General features: G+C 69.5%; 19 protein-coding genes. 11 read left to right on the top strand and 8 right to left on the bottom strand.

Annotated elements, in window-relative coordinates:
- Nucleotides 1-3: 3 nt before the first annotated feature.
- From AC6CR5_RS16160 to AC6CR5_RS16145, 4 genes are all read right to left on the bottom strand, one after another.
- Nucleotides 4-531, bottom strand: coding sequence for a sigma-70 family RNA polymerase sigma factor (locus tag AC6CR5_RS16160; protein WP_054497265.1), 528 nt, complete (start codon nt 529-531; stop codon nt 4-6).
- Between the two features lie 218 nt (nt 532-749).
- Nucleotides 750-1,595, bottom strand: a complete 846-nt coding sequence (locus AC6CR5_RS16155; RefSeq protein ID WP_006385983.1) for a PA3715 family protein — start codon at nt 1,593-1,595, stop codon at nt 750-752.
- 124 nt (nt 1,596-1,719) lie between these two features.
- A complete protein-coding gene (locus tag AC6CR5_RS16150; protein WP_498084717.1) occupies nt 1,720-3,795 on the bottom strand; it encodes a DUF8189 domain-containing protein in 2,076 nt (691 codons plus the stop codon).
- A 137-nt stretch (nt 3,796-3,932) separates the two neighbouring features.
- Nucleotides 3,933-4,607 carry an ankyrin repeat domain-containing protein gene (locus tag AC6CR5_RS16145; protein ID WP_082395029.1) on the bottom strand — a complete coding sequence of 225 codons (675 nt, stop codon included), beginning with the start codon at nt 4,605-4,607 and terminating at the stop codon, nt 3,933-3,935.
- A 200-nt stretch (nt 4,608-4,807) separates the two neighbouring features.
- Between AC6CR5_RS16145 and AC6CR5_RS16140 the strand changes: the two genes are divergently transcribed.
- The 7 genes from AC6CR5_RS16140 (at nt 4,808) to AC6CR5_RS16110 (ending at nt 13,147) form a co-directional block, all read left to right on the top strand.
- A complete protein-coding gene (locus AC6CR5_RS16140; RefSeq protein ID WP_006385985.1) occupies nt 4,808-5,716 on the top strand; it encodes a LysR family transcriptional regulator in 909 nt (302 codons plus the stop codon).
- A gap of 92 nt (nt 5,717-5,808) precedes the next feature.
- Complete coding sequence (locus AC6CR5_RS16135) at nt 5,809-6,510, top strand: DsbA family oxidoreductase (protein ID WP_498084716.1); 702 nt, start codon at nt 5,809-5,811, stop codon at nt 6,508-6,510.
- 86 nt (nt 6,511-6,596) lie between these two features.
- Entirely contained in the window at nt 6,597-7,610 is a 1,014-nt protein-coding gene (locus tag AC6CR5_RS16130) for a cyclase family protein (protein ID WP_054445846.1), read from the top strand.
- 118 nt (nt 7,611-7,728) lie between these two features.
- The gene (locus AC6CR5_RS16125) at nt 7,729-8,505 is read left to right on the top strand and encodes a PAS domain S-box protein (protein ID WP_498084715.1); all 777 of its coding nucleotides are present in this window, start codon (nt 7,729-7,731) and stop codon (nt 8,503-8,505) included.
- 142 nt (nt 8,506-8,647) lie between these two features.
- On the top strand, nt 8,648-10,174 hold the full coding sequence (locus AC6CR5_RS16120) for a PA domain protein (RefSeq protein ID WP_498084714.1): 1,527 nt from the start codon (nt 8,648-8,650) through the stop codon (nt 10,172-10,174).
- A gap of 146 nt (nt 10,175-10,320) precedes the next feature.
- The gene (locus AC6CR5_RS16115; RefSeq protein ID WP_026384059.1) at nt 10,321-11,970 is read left to right on the top strand and encodes a 3-(methylthio)propionyl-CoA ligase; all 1,650 of its coding nucleotides are present in this window, start codon (nt 10,321-10,323) and stop codon (nt 11,968-11,970) included.
- 37 nt (nt 11,971-12,007) lie between these two features.
- Nucleotides 12,008-13,147, top strand: coding sequence for a porin (locus tag AC6CR5_RS16110; protein ID WP_020926432.1), 1,140 nt, complete (start codon nt 12,008-12,010; stop codon nt 13,145-13,147).
- Here the strand turns inward: AC6CR5_RS16110 and AC6CR5_RS16105 are convergent.
- The 4 genes from AC6CR5_RS16105 to AC6CR5_RS16090 form a co-directional block, all read right to left on the bottom strand.
- On the bottom strand, nt 13,137-14,228 hold the full coding sequence (locus AC6CR5_RS16105; RefSeq protein ID WP_047991823.1) for a 2-hydroxyacid dehydrogenase: 1,092 nt from the start codon (nt 14,226-14,228) through the stop codon (nt 13,137-13,139). The two genes, AC6CR5_RS16110 and AC6CR5_RS16105, sit on opposite strands and share 11 nt — an antisense overlap.
- A 15-nt stretch (nt 14,229-14,243) precedes the next feature.
- Nucleotides 14,244-15,419: an enolase C-terminal domain-like protein gene (locus tag AC6CR5_RS16100; protein ID WP_026384060.1), complete on the bottom strand. Its 1,176-nt coding sequence runs from the start codon at nt 15,417-15,419 to the stop codon at nt 14,244-14,246.
- Between the two features lie 29 nt (nt 15,420-15,448).
- Entirely contained in the window at nt 15,449-16,453 is a 1,005-nt protein-coding gene (locus tag AC6CR5_RS16095) for a Bug family tripartite tricarboxylate transporter substrate binding protein (protein WP_498084713.1), read from the bottom strand.
- A 76-nt stretch (nt 16,454-16,529) separates the two neighbouring features.
- On the bottom strand, nt 16,530-17,453 hold the full coding sequence (locus tag AC6CR5_RS16090; RefSeq protein WP_498084712.1) for a dihydrodipicolinate synthase family protein: 924 nt from the start codon (nt 17,451-17,453) through the stop codon (nt 16,530-16,532).
- 177 nt (nt 17,454-17,630) lie between these two features.
- On the opposite strand from AC6CR5_RS16090, the gene AC6CR5_RS16085 reads away from it, so the two are divergent.
- The 4 genes from AC6CR5_RS16085 (at nt 17,631) to AC6CR5_RS16070 (ending at nt 20,522) form a co-directional block, all read left to right on the top strand.
- Nucleotides 17,631-18,590: a LysR family transcriptional regulator gene (locus AC6CR5_RS16085; protein ID WP_054499169.1), complete on the top strand. Its 960-nt coding sequence runs from the start codon at nt 17,631-17,633 to the stop codon at nt 18,588-18,590.
- Nucleotides 18,591-18,717: 127 nt separating this feature from the next.
- Nucleotides 18,718-19,305, top strand: coding sequence for a TetR/AcrR family transcriptional regulator (locus tag AC6CR5_RS16080; RefSeq protein ID WP_054513595.1), 588 nt, complete (start codon nt 18,718-18,720; stop codon nt 19,303-19,305).
- A 90-nt stretch (nt 19,306-19,395) separates the two neighbouring features.
- A complete protein-coding gene (locus AC6CR5_RS16075) occupies nt 19,396-19,914 on the top strand; it encodes a hypothetical protein (protein WP_006385998.1) in 519 nt (172 codons plus the stop codon).
- Complete coding sequence (locus AC6CR5_RS16070) at nt 19,911-20,522, top strand: hypothetical protein (RefSeq protein WP_150101268.1); 612 nt, start codon at nt 19,911-19,913, stop codon at nt 20,520-20,522. Before AC6CR5_RS16075 ends, AC6CR5_RS16070 begins: the two co-directional genes overlap by 4 nt.
- Nucleotides 20,523-20,945 lie beyond the last annotated feature (423 nt).

Here is a 20,945-nt window from a genome sequence, read left to right as displayed (position 1 = left end):
CTCCTATCTGCCCAGCCCGGCATCGATCAAGGCGCATTGCAGCATGCCCTGGGCGACGTATTTCTGGACCATGCGTTCCGACACGCCGAGGTCCCGGGCGATGTCGCGGTAGGGCACGCCGTCCACCTGCGCCAGGATGAAGGCGGTGGCGGCCTTGTGCGGCAAGCGGCTCAGCATCGTGCCGATTTCCATCAGCGTTTCGATGACCAACGCCCGTTGCTCGGGCGACGGTTCGAACGATTCAGGGCGCGTGGCCAGTGTGTCCAGCCAGGCTTGTTCGACCTCGCGGCGGCGCCAGAAGTCCGCGCACAGGCCATTGGCCATGGCGCGCAAATAGCCCCGTGCCTCTGGAAAGCTCTTGAATCCTTGCGAGGCGGGCTTGCTGAGCAGGCGAAGGAAGGCGTCATGGGCCAGGTCGGCGGCGTCGGCCGCGTTGCCCAGGCGGCGTCGCAGCCACCCTTGGAGCCATTCGTGGTGATCGCCGTAGATCACGTCCATGGACGGTGCCGCACCGTATCCGTCAGCCTTCATTCCTGTTCAAGCCCGCGGCGCTGGGGCCTCTCCGTCTAGATTTTGCAAACGACTCTAATTCGCATTCGCAAGAATGGAAGCGAATCATACATCATGGCAAAACCCTTGGCATCAGCCTGGCGCGGGATTCCGCCAGGCAGCGCAATGAAGGCATTCGACAGTTGCGCCCAGCATGGCGTTGCGCTCTTGGGTCAATCCCATGCCGCGGTTGTCGCGCCTTATCCCGCGCCGTCCCGATCCAGCGACCGCAATCGTTCCGGAATCTGATAGCGCTGGCCGTCGAACTTCAGCGTGCGCGGCGTCTTGCCTTTGTCGACGACCTTTTCCTCGCAATCGCCGCGCACCACGGCCGCCCGGCTCGACTCGTAAGATTCGCTCGTGATGATGTCGCGGTATTCGTGGGTGACCGTGTCGGCCATGGACAGGGTGACGGCGCGGCTGGAGAACCTGCCTGCGCAGTTGGTGTCCCATTCGCCGCCGGAGCGGTGCACGATCAGGCCGTCCAGCACCATCGCCAGGCCCTTGGGGCCGATGTCGAACAGGCGCAGGCTGGTTTCGCCGAAGGGGTTGGCGCGCGAGGCGCCGACGCGGGAAATCCGCAGGCCGAAGGCGCGGCGGCCGGCCGTCACGTCGTAGCGGGCGGTGTCGAAGGACACGTCGGACAGGCGTACGGCATCATCCGACATCACTCCTTCCAAGCGGAGGTCGTGGCGAATCTTCAGGGTGGCGCGGTCCAGCACCAGGATGCGCAGGTCGCCCTGGTGTCCATCGTCCTGATTCGGCGTGTCCTGCATCAGGGGAATGGCCGCCAGCAGCAGGTCGGGTTTGGCGGGCCATGTCTTGCACGTCACGGCAAAGGGTTCGCCGTAGTCGGCATCGGCGATCCGCAGGACGATGTTGTCCTGTCCCAGGCGGATGTTGCCTTCGTTGTCGGCGCTCGGGGCCCGCGGGTAGGCCGCGCGCACGATGTCCGCGGCCTGCGGGCAGGCGTCGCGGGCCGCCTGGGCGGCGCCGGAGGCGAGCAACGCGGCCAGTGACGTGGCAAGGGCCAGATGACGGATCATGGGGTGAAGCTCTCCGGATTGGATGCGCCTTCGGCCTGCGCCTTCGGCGTCGCAAGCATAGCCCAGTTTATCGGCGCGGCCGCCTGCGCGCGGCCATCGCGGTGGCGCACGGATCCACTGCCGCTCATTGCACGTGCGTGGGCGTGGCGGTGCGCGAGGCCTGGTTGGGCATGGGCTCCTGCGCCAAGGTGCCTGGCTCGGTGGAGGAGGGCCGTATCACGACGGCGTTGTGGCTGTCGTTGGCGCCCAGCTTGGGCAGGTCGGCGGGCCGCGCGGCCTGGGTGGCGAAGGGCCCGCCGCCATTGGACGGCATGCCGTCCAGCGTCAGGTTGGCCGCCCACAAGCCGTCGCGGCGCGACAGCACCTGGTAGCGCTGGGGGCCGCCTGCCATGCGAGCCACTACATATAGCGTGCCATTGACGAGATGGATCGCCGGTGGCGAGGCGGCTTCGGCCTGCAGCCTGGCGGGCTTGCCGTGCTCGACCAGCCAGAGCGGCCCGTCCGCGCGTTCGAGGATCGCCAGCACCACGTTGCCTTGCGCATCGGCATCGACGGCGGGGCGGCCGATGTAGGGCACGCCCAGGTCGACGGGCGCGCTCCAGTCCATTTCCATGTCGGTGGTGTCGCCGGCTTCCTCCAGCCGCGTCAGGTGATTGTTGGCGCGTTGGCGGAAATAGAGTTCGACCCGGTGTTCGTGGTTGCGGATCGCGGCCAGCCCGCCGGCGGCCTCCGGCGCGGCCACGCGGCGCCAGGGCTGCCAATCGGGGCGCTGGCCCTTGGCGGCCGGCAATTGGCGCGTGTAGAACAACTGGCCGCCGCCCGCCGACGCAAACACGATGTAGCGGCCGTCGTCGCCGCGCACGACCGCGGGGGCGCCGGTGGCGCCGTCCAGCGGCGGCAGGCTTTGCCAGTGGCCCCAGCTGCCGTCGATGCCGGACGGCGCGATCCAGTGCAGCAGGCCGTCGTAGCCGAGCGCGACGGCGGCGGCTTCGCCGCGCGGCGCCACCGCCGGGATCTGGCTGACGCGGATCCCGGCCAGCGCCTGCCAGCCCTGCCAGGTGCCGTCGTGGCGCTGTTTGTTGGCCCACACGCCGCCCAGCGGATCGCGCGCCATCAACCCGGCGGTGCCGTCGGCGTGGCCGAAGGTGACCAGCGGACCGCCGGTGCGCCCGCCCAGGCTCTGCCAGCGGCGCTGGCCGGAATCCCAGCGATTGACGGCGGCATTGGTTTCGCCGGCGGCGTACACCACCAGGCCGTCGCGGCCATCGGGGTAGATCTGCGGTGGCATGTCCTGGCGCGAGACGTAGTAGGCGCGCTGCACCCAGGCGGCGGCGGGGCCGGCGGGTTCCTTGCAGCCGGTGGGGCCGGCGCAATAGTGGTAGTCGTTCCAGGCGTAGTGCTGGAAGATCACCGATTTGCTGGCGATCTCGTTTTCGGCGAGGTTGCTGGCGCGTTCCTGGCTGGGGTAGTCGATATAGCCGGTCTCGGCATAGTTGCCGGGTGCGCGCAGCATGGCCGCGCGCACCAGCCGCGCGCTGGCGATATGGTCGGGATGCCCGTGTCCGGCGCAGCGCCAGCACAGTTGCGTGTAGGGCACCGTGATGGTGTCGTCCAGGTGGCGCACGGTGGTCGGCTGGTACTGGCGGATCAGTTCGGCCAGGGTGTCGACCAGTTGCTCGCGCGAGTAGACCTCGGGGTAGGGCCCGAGCGTGTCCACCATCTGCCCGGGTTCCGATTCGGTGCGGCTCAGCGGGGTGAGGCTGCCCCAGCCCTTGCCCAGCCATGGGTCCTTCAGGCGCAGATGCCACAGTTGCACACGCGGGTTGCCGCTCAGGGTGAAGCGGGCTATCTGCCGTTGGCCCGCGTGGCCGGCGCTTTCCTTCCAGAGGTCGGGCTGGCGCGCCATGTAGGCGTAGGCGGCGCGCACGCCGCGCTCGCGGCCCAGCATGTAGGTGTCGCCTTCGCCGGCGTCGCTGGCCGTCAGGTAGACGACGCGCACGCAGCCGCCGGCCGCGATGTTGGACGCGATGTCCGGGTTCATGAACAGCAGGTCGTCATCCAGATGGGCGACGAAGGCCAGGTCCTTGATGCCGTTGCATTGCGCCAGCGTGGGCGGCGCGGCCAGGGTGGGCGAGACCAGGCAGGCGAAAAACAGCGCCTGCGCGGCAAGGGAGAGCAGGGTCGTGCGTATCCGCGTCAAGAGGCTTTGCTCCGGAAGGCTGGGATATGGAATTGCCGGTTGCGGGCATCTTAGCAAGTCATGGCGGCGCTTGCGCGGCACGCGCGGCGCCGGCGGGTCGCCGCTGCGCCGGTGCGCGCCGACGCCGGGCGCCGCCCCTAGCGCGCGCCGGCGGCCTGCAGCATCGTCGCGATGGCTTCCTGGCCGCGCTGGCGCGCATGCCACAACGGGCTGCGGCCGTCGCCGTCCGGCAGGTTCACGTCGGCGCCATTGTCGAGCAGCAGCCTGACGACCGCCTGGTGGGCGGGGCCGCCATCGCTCAGTATGATGGCTTCCAGCAGGCCGGTCCAGCCGAGCCGGTTGACATGATTGGGATCGACGCCGGCGCGCAGCAGCATGCGCACCGTGTCGACCAGGCCGCGCTCGCAGGCCGGGATCAGGGCGGTACCGCCATACCGATTGGTGCTGCGCAGGTCGGCGCCATGGCGCAGCGTCTCGGCCAGGATGCCGTTGTGGCCGCGCGCGCCGGCGTACAGGTAGGCGCTGTCCTGCATGCGGTTCTTGGCGTTGACGTCGGCGCCCGCCGCCATGAGCGCCGTGGCGACGGCTTCCTGGTTGGCCAGCGTTGCCCGCAGAAGGGGCGTATTGCCGTCGGCGTCGCGCGCTTCAAGCGGCGCGCCCCGGGCCAGCAGCGCCTGGACGCGCGCAAGGTCGCCGGCGCCGGCGGCGTGCAGCAGCTCGGCGCCGGCCTCGCCTGCGCTGGCCGCGCCACCCTCCGCGACCGCCAACAGGGCCGCCGCCAGGAACTTGCGCCAGGAACGGATGATGGACATGCCTGAGCCTCCTTGTCGTGGCAGGGAATGTGCCTCGATTATGCCGCCCTGGCGCGGCCGCGACGTGTCGTCGGCCCGCCCGGACGGCCACGCCCCGCGCCGATAGCGCTTGCTCCCGTTGTCCCCTCGCGGGCGATATGGTTTGGCGAATGCGGCGGATCGCTGCAGAATCGCGGGGTTTCCCCGCATCCGTTCCCGCCATGGACACCTTCAACTATATGCGCGCCTTCCGGCGCATCGTGGAACTGGGCAGCCTCGCCAAGGCGGCCGAGGACCTGGATATGTCGTCGGCCGGTCTCAGCAAGCAGCTGCGCGCCCTCGAAGCCCACCTGGGGGCGGTGCTGATCCAGCGCACCACCCGCAAGATGAGCCTGACCGACACCGGCGCCGCCTATTACGCCGAATGCTGCCGGCTGCTCGATGCGCTGGATGCGCTGGAGAAGTCCGTCAAGCGCCAGTCCGGCCGCGTTTCGGGACGGCTGCGCGTGAACGCGCCGGTGTCCTTTGCGCTGAGCGTGCTGTCGCCGTTGCTGGCGCGCTTCCTGCGCCAGTATCCCGAGCTGCGGCTGGATCTGGCCATGGAGGACCGGCTGGTCGACGCGGTGGGGCAGGGCTTCGACGTGTCGATCCGGCTGCGGGCGCAACTGGATGATTCCTCCCTGATCGCGCGTCGCCTGGCGTCGCTGACGCAGGTGCTGTGCGCGGCGCCCTCGTACCTGGAACGCCGCGGCCTTCCGGACAGCGTCGAGGCGTTGCGCGGGCATGACATCCTCAGCTATAGCCTGGCCGACAGCCCCGGTCCGGTTCCCGAGGAAGACGCTGGCCAGCCGGCCGATCCGCTGGCCGGCCCCGCGCTGATCCAGGTCAACAACAGCCTGATGCTGCGCGACCTGCTTGAGGCGGGGCTGGGGATCGGCGCCTTGCCGTCGTTCCTGGCCGGGCCCGCCCTGGCGGCCGGCAGGCTGGCGCGGGTGCTGCCCGAGCTGCCCGGCTCGCCGCGCCAGGTCTACGCCGTCTACCCGACCAGCCGCCACCTGCAACCCAAGGTCAAGGCGTTCGTCGACTTCCTGGCCGAGCACCTGCCCGCCGCCATGCGCGGCGATTCTTGACTGCCAGCGAATAAAGTCCTGCCGGCGAGCGCCTTACTCCCAGACCAGCCCGTCCGTAAGCTGGCGTCCATTGAAACGAGATGGACGCCAACATGTTTTCGACTTCGCCTTTCGCCACTTCCGCCTCCGCTTCCGCTTCCGCCGAAGCCGCCGCGCCCGCCACGCCGCTGACCGTGGATTTCTTCCATGACGTGGTCTGCGGCTGGTGCTACGTGATGTCGCCGCGCCTGCGCCAGGTGGCGGCCGAACTCGGCGTCACGGTGCGCCAGCGCAGCTTCGTGCTGCAGGAATCGCCTGAACAGATGCGCCGTGTGTTCGGCTCGATGGAACGCGCCAAGCGCGTGATCCTGGGCCATTGGGAGGCCTGCGCCCGCCATGATGACACGCCGCGTATCGACATCGAGGGCATGCGCGGCGAGACCTTCGACTATCCCAGCGGCCTGGCCGGCGCGCTGGCCTGCCAGGCCGCTCACCTGCTGGCCGGCGAGGCGGGCCACTGGGACCTGTTCGACGCCATCCAGCGCGCGCACCTGAGCGAGCATCGCAACGTCGGCGATACCGCGGTCCTGCTGGACATCGCGGCGGCGCTGGGATTCGACCGCGCCGACTTTGCCCGCGTGATGCAAGGCGAAGAAGCGCGGCGGCGCGTGCGGGAAGACCGCGCGGCCGCCGCGCGGTTGGGCATTGACTCCATTCCGACGCTGGTCGCGGGACCGCACCAGGCCCGCTTGCAGACCCTGCCGCTGGCCGATCTGCGCGATCGCCTGCTGGCGCTGATGCCGGCGCGCGCCTAGGCCCGCGCCTCGCCGTCAGGCCGGCTCATCCCCCATTTTCCATTCTTCCTGTCCGCCGGACGGGGATTTCACGCATAAGGTGCATCATGAACATCCGCCATACTTCCAGACTGCTCGCCGTGGCGCTGGGCGCTGCCATTGGTTTCAACGCTTTTGCGCATGGCGCGCCGGCGCGCGCGCCCGCCTCCGGGCAGGAGGTCGGCATCAGCCCGTGGGGGCCGGACGACGAGATCGGCCGCCTCAACCTCATCACGCCCGCCTCGCGCGCCGCCGTGATGTCGCGTGTGGCGGGCGACAAGGTCTATGACCTGGCCACGGAATACTACGTGGGCATGCCGAGCTGGCAGGATGCTGGCGATCCCCATTACCAGTTCTGGATGACGCACACGCCGCGGGGCACCGAAGTCGATGATCCGATGGGCGTGGGCAAGGACATGAACGCGATGCGCAGCTACACCGGCACCGCGTTCTCGATGTACAGCCACACCGGCACGCACATCGACGCGCTGAACCACTTCGGCATCCACGGCAGGATCTGGAACGGATTTCGCGCCGACGAACACCTGGGCGACCGCGGCTGGAAGCGCACCGGCATCGAGAAATTCCCGCCGCTGGTGGCGCGCGGGGTGCTGATCGACGTGGCCGCGCTGAAGGGCGTGGATATGCTGCCGGATTCGTATCGCATTACCCGCCAGGACCTGAAGGCGGCGCTGGCGCGGCAGAAGACCGCGCTGCAGCAGGGCGACATCGTGCTGATCCGCACTGGCCGCATGAAGCTGTACGACGACCCGGCCGCCTACATGGCCAAGCCGCCGGGCATGGGGCTGGACGCGGCCCGCTATCTGGTGGAAGAAGGCGGCGCCATGATCCTGGGCGCGGACAACCTCAGCTTCGAGACCTTCCCGTCCGAGGTCGCCGATGACTACGTGCCGCTGCATACCTACCTGCTGGCGCAGCAAGGCGTGCCCATCATCGAACTGGCGGCGCTGGACGAACTGTCGCGCGACAAGGTCTATGAGTTCGCTTTCATTGGCGGCCCGCTGAAGATCCGTGGCGGCGATGCGGCGCCATTGCGCCCGGTGGCGATGCCGTTGCGCTGAGGACGCCGGCACGCGCGGACGGGCCGCGCCTGACCGCCGGCCAGCGCGAAGTTGATTTTCACGCGACAACCCCCTAGGCTGGCCGCTTGCCTGCAACCCTTGCCAGGAGGCGTCGCCCATGAACCCTGTCCGCCATCCCGCGCGCGCACCGCAAGCGCCGGATTTCGAGGCCTTGATCGAGGCCGCCGGCGACCTGATCTACACGCTCGATCTGGAAGGCCGGTTCACCTACCTGAACCAGGCCGCCGAGCGCGTGCTGGGATTTCGCGCCAGGGCGTTGATGGGCCTGCCGTTCACCGAGGTGCTGACCGAGAACTCGGCGCAGATCGCCTCGCGCCACTACCGCCAGGGCGTCCTGGGACAGGACCGCACGCCGTTCTTCGAAGTCGAGGCGCGCCATCGCGACGGCCGTATCGTCCATCTCGAGGTGCGCGCCGGCCCGCTGATGCGGGGCGGGCAAGTGGTCGGGCGCCAGGGCATCGCCCGTGACATCAACGAGATCAAGGCGCTGCAGTCGCTGGTAACCGAGAAGTCGCAGCGCGTGACCCTGTTGGAGGAGCGCACGCGCATTGCGATGGCCATGTACGCGCGCATCGCCGAACTGGTGCACGGGGCGCCTGAGGCCGGCGAGGCGGGGGATGACAAGCTGCGCGAGGCGCAATGCATGCTCAGCCGTCTGGCCGCCGAAAAGCATGGGCTGACCGCCTCGGACCTGAAGATCCTGGGCCTGCTGGCGCAGGGGCGGTCCAATGCGGAGATCGCCGGCATCGTCCACCGCAGTCCCCACACGGTCAAGGACAGCGTCAAGAAGATCATGTCGAGGCTGGGCGCCAGGCGACGCGCCGAGGCGGTGGCCTGCGCCATCAAGGCGGGCCTGATCGCGCCGGGGCCGTGAGGCCCGGCCGGCGATCGCGGCCAGATACCCCGCTTTGGGGGAGCCATACCCCCCGTCGGTGGTCTGCCGCCAGGCGCGGCGCTGCCGCACAATCGCATTCAGTATCGGTAGAACTGGCACAAGATCACCGAAGGAGACAAGCATGAGCAAGTGGAGGAACCTGCGCGGCGTGTGTGGCGCGGTGGGATGCGTCTTGCTGGCGGCTTGCGCGTCCGGGCCGCAGGCTCGCGGCCCGCAGGCCTTGCCGGCGCAAGCCGCTATGAAGGTGGACGGACGCGAATTCCTGCCGCGCGAGCAGGTGCGCCGCTGGCAGGAGGAACTGGACGCCATGGGGCTACGCGACACCGGCTCGCCCGCGCACGAGCGCTACGTCGACCAGTTGCACGAGCGGCTGCTGGCGGCGGGCGTGCGTGACCTGCGCTTCGAATCGCTACCGCTGGCGCGCTGGTCGGCCCGGTACTGGGCCTTGCAGGCCGCGGACGGCGAGCGGATCGCCGTCGCGGGCTACGTGCCTTATTCGGGCAGAACCGGCGCGCAAGGTCGGGAGGCGGGGCTGGTGTACCTGCCGCCGGGCGCGGCGCCGGACCAGCGTGTCGCTGGCAAGATCGTGCTGTTCGACCTGCCGCGCGCCACGCTTACCGGCGATTTCTTCCATCGGTTGGCGCTGCGCGCCTACGACCCGGCCGGTTCGTTGCCGCCAGGCGCGCCGTATGCGCGGCCCTACCAGGTCCTGGAGGTGTTGACCGCGCTGCAGGAAAAACTGCAGGCGGCGGGCGCCGTGGGCGCCATCGCCATCATCGACGCGCCGGCGCAGACCGCCGAGGGACTGTATGCGCCCTACGACCGGGAGTTGCGCGCCGTGCCGGCCTTGTACGTGGACCGTGACGCGGGACGCCGCCTGAAAGCGCTGGCGGCCAAGGGCGCCGCGCTGCGGCTGACGCTGGACGCGCAGGTGGAGCAAGTGCGCACGCGCAACCTGATCGGCGTCATTCCGGGGGCGACGGATGAGTGGATCGTGATCAACAGCCACACGGACGGCACCAACGGCATCGAGGACAATGGCCCCAATGCCATCGTCGATATGGCAGGCTACCTGTCGCGCCTGCCGCGCAGCTCCCTGCCGCGCGGCGTGATGATCATGCTGTCCAGCGGACATTTCGCGGGTGGCGCCGGGGTGCAGGATTTTCTGGCGCGCCATCAGGGCGACGCGCTGGCCTCGCGCATTGCCGCCGTCGTGACCATCGAGCACCTGGGGGCGATGGAGTGGCTGCCGGACGCAACCGGCAAGCTGGCGCCAACCGGAAAATTCGAACCTGTCGGCGTATTCATGCCGCCAATCCCGGCGCTGGTGGACGCCGCCGAAGCGATGGTGCGCCAGGCGGACGCGGGGCCGGCCTTCATCATGCCACCGCTCAACCCCAAGGGGGATGGCGGCCCGAACAACGCTGTCTGGCCAGGAGAAGGGCAGTACTTCTGGGGGCGCGGCCGGATACCAACCATCAACTACATCTCCGGCCCCAACTACCTGCTCAATTACGGCGTGACCACGGCCGACAAGGTCGACTACGCGCGCATGCAACGTGAAACCGTGGCCGCCACGCAGCTGTTGCTGGACCTGTCGCGCGTGCCGTTCGGGCAGTTGCGTCCCGAGCCTGCCGCCGCTCGCTAGCCAGCGCCCGGCGGCGTCGCGCGCAGCAGGCCGCCCAATCTCCGTATATCCGCCGCCTTCGCCGCCGCCCCGCGCGCCGGCGCGGGGTTGGCCGTGCCTGGCCGATGGCGCGTGTTTCGTTTTTCCCTCAAATCCTGGATGGAGCCATGTCGTCGATGCAACCGAATCCCCCGCCGGGCCAGATGATGAACCGCCCCTTGTTGATTTCCAGCCTCCTGCGGCACGCCGACCAATGCTTCGGCAGCACTGAAATCGTATCGCGCCGCGTGGAAGGCGATATCCACCGCTATACCTATCGCGACTGCCACCGGCGATGCCGCCGATTGGCCAATGCGTTGGCCGGACTGGGAGTCGAGCCGGGCCAGCGCGTCGCCACGCTGGCCTGGAACGGCTACCGCCATCTGGAGCTTTACTACGCCGTGTCCGGATCGGGCGCCGTCATCCATACCGTCAATCCGCGCCTGCATCCGGAGCAGATCGCCTATCTGCTGAACCATGCCGAAGATCAATACGTGTTCTTCGACCTGGACCTGCTGGACCTGGTGAGCCGGGTGGCGCCGCGCTGTCCGGGCGTGCGGGGCTATGTGATGCTGTGCGGGCGCGAGCAGATGCCCGCTGCCGCGCCCTTGGCCGGCCTGTCGTGCTACGAGGACTTGCTGGCGGCCGCCGGCGAGGCCTACGACTGGCCCGAGCTCGACGAGAACACGGCCAGCGGCCTTTGCTACACCTCCGGCACCACAGGCCCGCCCAAGGGCGTGCTCTATACGCAGCGCTCCACCGTCCTGCACGCCTACGCCGCGGCGCTGCCGGACGCGCTGAATCTGTCGGCGCGCGAAACCGTGCTGCCGGTGGTGCCGATGTTTCATGTCAACGCCTGGGGGCTGCCATATGCGGCGCCGTTGACCGGGGCAAAGCTGGTGCTGCCCGGCCCCGCGCTCGATGGCGCCTCGCTGCACGCCTTGTTCGAAGCCGAAGGCGTGACCTCGGCGGCTGGCGTGCCGACGGTGTGGCTGGGCCTGCTGGACTACGTCGAGCAGAACGGGTTGGCGTTCAGCGCCTTCCGCCGCACGGTGGTCGGCGGCGCGGCATGCCCGCCGGCATTGATGCGGGCATTGCGCGAACGGCACGGTATCGACGTGGTGCACGCCTGGGGCATGACGGAACTGTCGCCATTGGGCACCAGTTGCACGCTGCGGGCGGCTGAGCTGGCGCTGCCGCAAGCGGCCCGGGACGCCATCCTGGAAAGCCAGGGCAATCCGGTGTTCGGCATCGAGTTGAAGATCATCGATGCTCAAGGCGTCGAGCTCCCGTGGGACGGCCAGGCGCGCGGCGATTTGCTGGCACGCGGGCCATGGGTGGCAGACGGCTATTACCGGGGCGGCGAATCGCAAGCTCATCCCGGTTGGTTCGCAACCGGCGACATCGCGTCCATCGATGTCGACGGCCGGCTGCGGATACGCGATCGCAGCAAGGACGTCATCAAATCGGGCGGCGAATGGATCAGCTCCATCGAACTGGAAAATATCGCGATGTCCCACCCCGCGGTGGCCGAGGCGGCATGCATCGCGGTGCCGCATCCCAAATGGGGCGAGCGGCCGCTGTTGGTGGTTGTGCCGCGCGCCGGCATGAACCTGTCGCGCGATGCCTTGTTGGCCTTGTACGAAGGGCGCATCGCCAAGTGGTGGATTCCCGATGACGTCGTCTGCGTCGAGCGGCTGCCGATGGGCGTGACGGGCAAGGTGCTCAAGCACGTGCTGCGCGAGCGGTTCAACGAGCAAGGCCAGCCCATGGGCTGAGCCGGCCGCCGCCCGCGGGCGGATCGAGGGGAAGACGATGGGCATTCCGGCCTGGAAGCTGGCCGCCTGCGCGCTGCTGTGCGCCATGGGAGCGTGCCGCGCGCAGGCGGCGGTGACGGTGTATGGCATCGTGGACGCTGGCCTGGCATACATCGACAATGGCGCGCGGCACGGCGCCAGCTCGGTGGCGATGCGGTCCGGCATACTCAGCGGCTCGCTGGTCGGGTTGCAAGGATCGGAGGAGCTTGGCGAAGGCCTGCGCGCGGTGTTCCAGCTGGAGACCGATTTCAACCTGGGCAATGGCCAGGCTGCCACGTACTACGGCGATCCCGCCAGCGCCACGGCGGCCGAGCCGCGTGGGCAACCGATAGCGGGCGGTTTCAACCGGCGCGCCTACGTCGGCGTTGAGAGCCGTCATGGCAGCTTGAGCCTGGGGCGTGACTACACGCCGCTGTACTGGTCGATGGTGGAAGTCGACCCGCTGAAGCTGGCGGGTTACGGCAACATGCAGCAGATCGTGCAATTGTCGGGCACCGGCTCCGAGCGCTTCGGCCGCGCCAGCAATGCGCTGTTCTACGCTACGCCTGTCACATCGGACGGCCTGCAACTGCGCCTGATGGGCAGCTTTGGCTCGCAAGGCTGGGGCGGTCCGGACCGACGGCCGGCCGATGCCAATCGCATGTGGGGAGCCTCGGTCGCCTACTACGCCCGCGGCGGGGCCGTGCTGACCACGGCCTACCAGCAGTTGCGCCTGCCGCGCGTGGCAGGGACGCCGCCGTTCTTCACCGGGGCGGCCGGCACCCGTCACGATCTGTTGGTGGGAGGGCGGTATCCCATGGGCAACGTGACCCTGGCTGGCGGATATTTCCGGGCTTGGCACCCCGAGCCGGGGCACGATGGCGGCACGGTTTGGGCGGGCGGAGTGATCCGGTTTGCGCGCGGTGTTCTCGCGGTCAACGTCCAGCGCGCAGTGCTGCAGCAACCGGACGGCCGCGCCCGCGCCACCGTGATCGGCGCGAGTTACGTCTATCCGGTGTCGCCCAAGATCTCGTTTTACCTGTCCTATGGCCTGTTGAACAACACGGCAGCGTCCGCGCTGACGCTGGGCGGTGTGCCGCCCGCCGGCGCGGGCGCTGACGTGCGCGCCTACGGCGCGGGCATGCGTTTCATTTTCTGAAAGGGGGCGCGGCATTCCGCGCGCGCGCCAAGCCGCCGCCACGCGCGCCATCGAGCCCGGCCAGCCGCTCGCGCCAGGCCGGCGCCGCCGAGGGATTGCATGCATGGGGCGGCAGTTCACCGGCGAGTATCGCCTCCACATTGCGCACGCAGGCCGGCGCGAACGAGGCATACAGCTCCTGGGTGTGCCCGGCCATATGCGGGGTCAGGATGGCGTTGTCCAGTTGCCGCAGCGGGCTGTCCGGCGGCAGCGGCTCCACCTCGAACGCGTCCAGCGCCGCGCCGGCGATGAGGCCGTCGCGCAGGGCCTGGTGGACGGCGGCCTCGTCGACACAGGCGCCGCGCGCGGTGTTCAGGAGGAAGGCGCCGGGCTTCATGCGCCGCAATTCGGCCGGCCCGATCAGGTGGCGGCTGCCCGGGGTGAGCGTGGTGTGCAGGCTGACGATGTCGCTGGCCTGGAGCAAGGTATCGAGCGCGACCGCTCGCACGCCGGCCGGGACCTGCGCCGGATCCAGGCGCGGGCTGCAGGCCAGGATCTCGACGTTCCAGCCGCGCAGCCTGTCGGCCACGGCGCGCGCGATGCGGCCGAAGCCCACCAGGCCGATGGTCTTGCCTTGCAGCATCCGCGCCCGCGGCGCGGCCGGGCGGGGCGCATTGCGGCGCAGCAGGTCCTCGGTGCCGCGCAGGTCGTAGCTCAGGTTCAGCATCAGCATGATGGTGGCTTCCGCCATGCTCTGGAAATTCTCCGGCGTGGCGCCGTTGGCCACCATCAGGCCGCGCCGGCCGGCGTCGGCCAGGTCCAGCGATTCGGTGCCGATGGAGGGGAACACGACGCCGCGCAGCCGCGGCGCCGCGTCCAGCACGGCGTCGTCGATCACGACGCGCGAAGTCGCCACGATGACGTCGGCGGCGCCGACGAGTTCGCCCAGGCGATCCGGCGGCAGCACGGTCTTGCGGCCGGGCACGGCGCGCGGGCCGCGCACCACGGTATGGCCCTGCTCGCGCAACCGGTCGGCCACCGAGTCCAGGGCCGGATCGAGCACGAAGTCAGCGGCGATGAAAATGGTGTGGGGGGAGGGCATGGACGCTCGGCCTCATCAAGGGTTGGCCGGCAAGGCGGCGAAAATGCGATAGAGCTCGGGCTGTTCCTCGAAGCCGATGCCGGGCGCGGCGGGCAGCGAGGCATGGCCGTCCGCGATTGCGACTTCGCGGCCGAAGCCGCCGAACGCGCCGAACAGGCCGGGATAGGATTCCGCGCCGCCCAGCCCCAAGCCGGCCGCGACGTGCAGCGACATCAGGTTGCCGCCATGCGGCATGATATGGGCCGCCGGCACGCCGTGGCGCCCGGCCAGGCGCACCATGCGGTGGAATTCGCCAATGCCGTAGGCCAGCGGCGGATCGGGTTGCAGCACCACCCGGTGCGGCGCCGGGCCATAGCGCAGGAAGTTCTCCGCCTCTTCCTTGGAATACAGGTTCTCGCCGCCGGCGAGCATGCCGGGATACTGTTCGCTGACGGCGCGGTAGGTGTCGAAATCGGCCGGGTCGCAGGGTTCTTCCAGCCAGCGCAAGCCGTACGGCGCCACGGCCCGCGCATATGCCAGGGCGCTGTCGCGGCCGAAAGCGCAACTGGCGTCCAGCGCCAGGTGGCTGCCGTCATGCAGCAGCGCCAGCGCGGACTCGATGCGCGCCAGGTCCTGCGCCAGCGGCAGGCCGCCGGCCTTGATCTTGACATCGCGATAGCCGGCGTCGAGATACCCCTGGATTTCGTCGCGCAGCCGGGCGCGGTCGTCGGTCGGTTTGTAGAACCCGCCGCCCGCGTAGCAGGCAATGGCGCGCGGCCGCCCGGCGCCGGCAACGCCGTAGCGGCTGGCCAGAACCTGGTACAGCGGCCGGCCTTCCAGTTTGGCGGCGGCGTCCCAGAGCGCCAGTTCCAGCGTGCCCACCGCCATCGAGCGTTCCGCGTGCGCGCCGGCTTTTTCGCGGCGCAGCAGCGCGGCCGCGACGCGGGGCGGATCGAGCCGCTGCGTATCCGGGTCCAGCAGGTCGGACGGCGGCGCGGCCAGCAGGCGAGGGATGAAGCGCTCGCGCAGCGGACCGCCGCAGGCATAGCGGCCAAAGGAGTTGAAGGCGTAGCCCACCACGCGCCGACCGTCGCGGAACTGATCGGTGGCGACGGCGACGACGGTGGCCGTCATCTCGCTGAAGTCCACCCGCGCGTTGCGCAGGTCGCATTCGATCGGGATGGTCTTTTCGCAGGCATGGACGATTTTCATGGCGTGACGGGCTGGCGGTGCAGGGAGAGTCAATCAAGGGAGGCGCCGGTGCGCCGGACGATATCGCCCCACTTCCGGTGCTCGGCGCGGATGAAGGCGCCGAACTGTTCGGGCGTTCCTTGCACGGCCGGGCTGCCGAGCCGTGCGATCTGCTCGCGCACCTCGGGCTGGTCCATGATGTCGCGCAAGGTCTGGTTGAGACGCGAGATGACCGGCGCCGGCGTCGCCGCGGGCGCCATCAGGCCGTACCAGGCCAGCGACTCGTAGTCCGGCACGCCGGCTTCGTCCAGGGTGGGAACGTCGGGCAGCAGCGCGGAGCGCTGCTTGCTGGTGACGGCCAGGGGACGCAGGCGGCCGCTGGTCAGGTTGGGCATGGCCGAGACCATGCTGTCGATGGCGAAGTCGATCTGGCCACCCATCAGGTCGATGGCCATCGGCGCCTGGCCCTTGTAGGGAACATGCACGGCGCGCGCTCCCGTGGTTGATTCCAACAGCGCGGAAGACAGGTGTTGGGGCGTGCCGTTGCCGGAAGAACCATAGGTGTAGCGGCCGGGGCTGGCCTTCAGTTCGGCCAGCAGCGCCTGCGCGTCGCGCGCCGGATTCGACTGGTTGACCAGCAGGACCAGCGGCACCGCCGCGACTTCAATGACGGGAGCCAGGTCGCGCAGCGGATCGTAGGGCAGCCTGGGGTAGAGCCACGGACTGATGGCCAGCGGGCCGCTGGAGGACAGCAGCAGCGTGTGGCCGTCGGGCTGCGCCTTGGCCACCACGTCGGTGCCGATGTTGCCACCGGCGCCGACACGGGCTTCGATGATGACGGGCTGGCCCAGCCGCGCTTGCAGGCGCGGCGCGAGGATGCGTGCCAGGATGTCGGATGGACCGCCCGCCGGATACTGGATCACGATGGTGATGGGCCGCGACGGATACGCGGACGCGTCGGCGTGGGCCGGCCGCGCCGACGCCGCGCCCAGCAGCAGCACAGCGGCCAGCAAGCGCGGCAACGCGTGCCGTAGGCGGGTGGGGATGAGGGGCATGATGTCTCCTTGGGTCGCACGTCCTGCGTGGGACGCGCTGTTGTGGTGGGCTCGCCGTCGTGGCGGCGCCCGGGGATCAGAGCGCGTCGATGGTGAACGACAGGCCCTGCAAGGCGTCGCCCAATGCTTGCCGTTGGCGCTCGTCCAGCGGCGTCAGCGGCGGGCGCAGGCGGTTCCAGCCGGCGTCGCCGGTGGCCTGCGCGATGGCGGCTTTCATGGCGGCGATCAGCGGATAGGCCGAGAACGCGCCGCGCAGCGCATTGAGCGCGTCCTGGCGGGCCTGGGCGTCGGCGTCGCGCCACGACCGCCACAGTTGCACGATGGGGCCGGGGTTGACGTTGGCGGTGGCGGAGATGCAGCCCGCGCCGCCCAGGCGCAGTGTTTCGAGCAACAGGGTTTCGGTGCCGGCGTAGACGCCGAAGCCCTCGGCGGCGAATTGTTCGAGGGTCCGCGTGGTGTAGGCCCAGTCGCCGCCGGTGTCCTTCATGCCCGCGACGACGACGGGATAACGCGTGAGCAGCCGTTCCACCAGCGCGTGCGAAAAGCCGACGTGCGCCACGGGCGGGATGTGATACAGGTAGACGCGCAGGCGCGCGTCGCCGACGCGCTCGATGAGTTCGCTGAAAAAGGCGAACAGGCCATCGTCGGTGATCGTCTTGTAGTAGAACGGCGGCAGGGCCAGCACGCCGGCGCAGCCGTGCGCCACCGCGGCGCGGCTCAGCCTGACCGCGTCGGGCAGCGCGCAACTGCCGGTGCCGGGCAACATGCGCGCGGCGGGGACGCCGGCCTCGACCGCGGCGTCCAGCAGGTCGAGGCGTTCGTCCACCGACAGCGAATTGCCTTCCGAGTTGGTGCCGAACATCGCCAGGCCGCAGTCCTGCCGCGCCAGCCACAGGCAGAGGCGCGCGAAGCGCCGTGGATCCGGCAGCAGATCGGCGTCGAACGGCGTCAACACGGGGGCGAGGACGCCGGGCGGGCGGGGGGCGGAGGGTTGCGGCATGGACGGTTCCCGGAAAGAAGGCGGATGCCCCATCGTAGTGGCGCCGAGGCCCGCAACGGTTGCCGAATCGCCGTGCTGGTTTGCGAAATCCGCAAATCACTCGTCGGAAAAGACGTCCCTGGAAATAAAGGCCGGAAGTACACTTTCGAGGTGATTCTCTTTGAGGAATACGCAAACATGATCGACCTCGTCGCGCTCAAGGATTTTCTGGTCCTGTGCCAGCTCAGGAGCTTCAGCCGGGCGTCCGAACGCTGCCACGTTTCGGTGTCCGGCTTGAGCCGCCGCATCCAGGGCCTGGAGCAGTGGCTCGGCGTGCCGCTGTTCGACCGTCGCAAGGCGGCGTTGGAACCGACCGACGCGGGCCTGCGCTTGCAGGCGGTGGCGACCGAGGTGGTCTATGCGCTGGAAGGCTTGCGCAAGTCGGTCCGCACCGACGCGCGTGACCGCCAGCAGCGGATCCGCTTTTGCGCGCCCCACATCATGTCGGCGGTGTTCTTCCCCGACTGGATTCCCCGCCTGCACAGCGATTTCCGGGACGCCAAATTCAGTGTCGAGTCCGACAACCTGCCGGAGTGCCTTGCCCTGCTCGACGAAGGCGCGGCCGACTATGCCGTGGCCCTGTTCGACGCCGGCGGGGCGGTGGCGCGGCGCGTCGGCCTGTCCGCCGAGGGCGGCGGACTGCGCTGGCTGGAACTGGGCGGCGAACGCCTGGTGCCGGTCAGCGCGCCCAATGCGGCGGGCCGGCCGCTTTACGACCTGGCGCGGGCCGGCGGCCAGGCCATCTCGTTCCTGGGCTATGCGGACGAATGCCATCTGGGCTGGTCATTGCGCCCCTTGCTGGATGGGCTGGACCTGGACCTGCAACAGAGCCACAACGCCAGCCTTACCGACGGCTTGCGGCTCATGGCGTTGTCGGGACTGGGCGTGGCATGGCTGCCGCTGTCGCTGGTGCGCGGCGACCTGGACGCCCGCAAGCTGGTACGCGCGGGTGGCGCGGCGTTCGAGGTGCCGCTGCGCCTGCGATTGCTGCGCGGGGAGGCCATCCTGGCGGAGCAGGCCGAGCGGTTGTGGCAACACCTGCAGGCGTTGTCGCGGCCGGCGGCGGACGCGCCGCTGGCCGAGCTGGTCGCGGGTTGAAGCGGCATGCTTGACAGTCAACCAACCAACTAGTAGATTGGTTGCCGTATGCAGCCGTCCGGATCCGTCCGATGCGGCTCGGGCGCCAGGGCATCTTGCCCCCCGCCAGTCACCACAGTGAATTCCCATGAGTCTGGAGCTTTCCCCCCGGGCCATCGAGATCGTCGAGCAGACCAAGCTGCTGCTTGCCGCCGGTGGATACCACGGATTCAGCTATGCCGACGTATCCGAGCGGGTGCATATCGGCAAGGCCAGTATCCATCACCATTTTCCGACCAAGGCGGAGCTGGTGCTGGCGGTCGTGGCGCGGCACCGCGCGCAGGCGCGTGAAGGCCTGGCCGGACTCGATCGGCACGTCGAGGATCCGCTGGCGCGGCTTACCGCCTATACCGAGTATTGGGCCCAGTGCATCCGCGAGGGCTCGCTGCCCATGTGCATCTGCGCGATGCTGGCTGCCGAATTGCCGATGATTCCCCCGGAAATCGCCGACGAGGTGCGCGCGTATTTCGGCGAGTTGAGCGGCTGGCTGGCGTCGGTGCTGGAAAAGGGCGTGGCCACGGGCCATTTCCGTCTTCGTGATGGCGTCCAGGCCGAAGCGCAGGCGTTCATGTCCACCGTCCACGGCGCCATGCTGACCGCGCGGGCCGTCGGCGACCCCGACGCGTTCGCCTCGATTACGCGCGCGGCCATCCGCCAACTGACCGCGCCTGCCTGACGATTCCCGCGATGCGCGCCGGCCGGCGCGCATTTTTTTGAACCATTAAATCTACCAACTAGTTGGTTGTTTTTCCTGGAGACTGCATCCATGCCTCATCCCATTTCCCCGCTGGGGGCTGCCCATACCCTCATCAGTCTCGTGCCCGCCATCGCGGGCCTGTACAGCTTCGCGCGTTATCGCGGAATCGACAGCGCGACAGTCGCCGGCAAGGTCTACCTGGGTGGATTGCTGGTGGCCGTGTTCACCGCCTTCGGATTGTCCAGCACCGGCGGATTCAACGCCGGCCATGCGCTGGGCATCCTGGCGCTGCTGTCGATCGCGGGCGCCTTGCTGGCGTCGCGCCTGCCGCCGCGCGTGCGGGCGCGGCCCTATCTGTCCCAGCTTGGGTTCTCGTTCAGTTTTTTCCTGATGTGGATTCCCGGCATTGCCGAAACGTTGACGCGGCTGCCGCTCTCGCATCCGCTTGCCGATGGGCCGCAATCGCCCTTGGTGCGTGGCGCGTTGGCGACGTGGCTGGCGCTGTTCGCGGTGGGCGTGGTGGCGCAGATGCTCTGGATCCGCGCGCAGCGCCGGCGCGAGCCCGCCATCCGAAGGGCGTCGGCATGAGCGCCAAAGCCATTGATCCCATGGGCTCGGTCCGGATCGACGATGTCCGCGATCCCTACCGTGCCGAACGCCTGCGGGCACAGGCTCGGACCGAGCGGGCGGGCTTCGCGCGCACGCAGGCCGCGGCGTTGGCGCTCGCGCAGGCGGGGCGTTCGCAGGCCGCGGCAACGGCGGCATCGCCGCAACGCGGCGCGGGCGCCGGCAGGCCGGCCGTCGGCGTGCCCCTTGACCGGCTGGGCGATCAATACACTGCCCATTGCCTGCGCAATGCGATCCAGGCGTTCCACGACGCGCAGGCCCGCCTGCTGGCGCGGGGCATCGCGAACAACCAGGCTTTGCGCGAGGAACAGGCGGCGTTGCGCGCGCGTGCCGACGCGGCCAATGACCTTGGCACCATCCAGGGCCTGCTGCCGTTGCAGGCGCATCGTATCGCGGCGGGCTTGTCGTTGCTTCTGCCACCACCACCGATGACCGCGGCCGGCGCCGCGCCGGCCGCGGTGGGACCGGTGGGCCGGGCCGCCACGTTGCGCAGCGCGACGGACGACGCCGGTGCGAGCGACCCGGCGGTCCGCGTCCGCGCCCGCCGTCCGCGACAAGCCGGGGCCTGAGGCGGGCATCTCAAAGCGCGATCGCGCTTCGAGATGGATGGGGCAGGATTCGCAGGTCCATCCCGCGGGGGCGTGGTCGGCCGAAAATCGCAGCGACGGTCAGTAGCCCGGCATGAACCAGGCCGCGTCGCGCGGCGCGAGATGCAGGACGTAGCCGCCATCACCAGGCGCAGCCGGCCGCCGTCGGCCGACACGCAATCCAGCCAGGTTTCCCGGGCGGGAATGCCATCATGCACGCAGGGTTGCAGCGTCGCGGATTGCGCCGTCGCCATCAGGCAGCCCCTTGGCCTTGCGGCCGCGATGATTCCCGGCGCGGCGGCGTCATGTCGCCGGACAGGCCTGCGACGTCCGCGCGTTTCACCGTGCCGCGGCGCCGGACAGGCGCTTCCAGGAATCGTTCGTGCAACTGCGTTATGCCGGCTC

The organism is Achromobacter sp. EG18, from assembly GCF_059759395.1.
The sequence above is the reverse complement of the archived record's forward strand: the minus strand, read 5'-3'. Positions and strand labels throughout refer to the sequence as shown.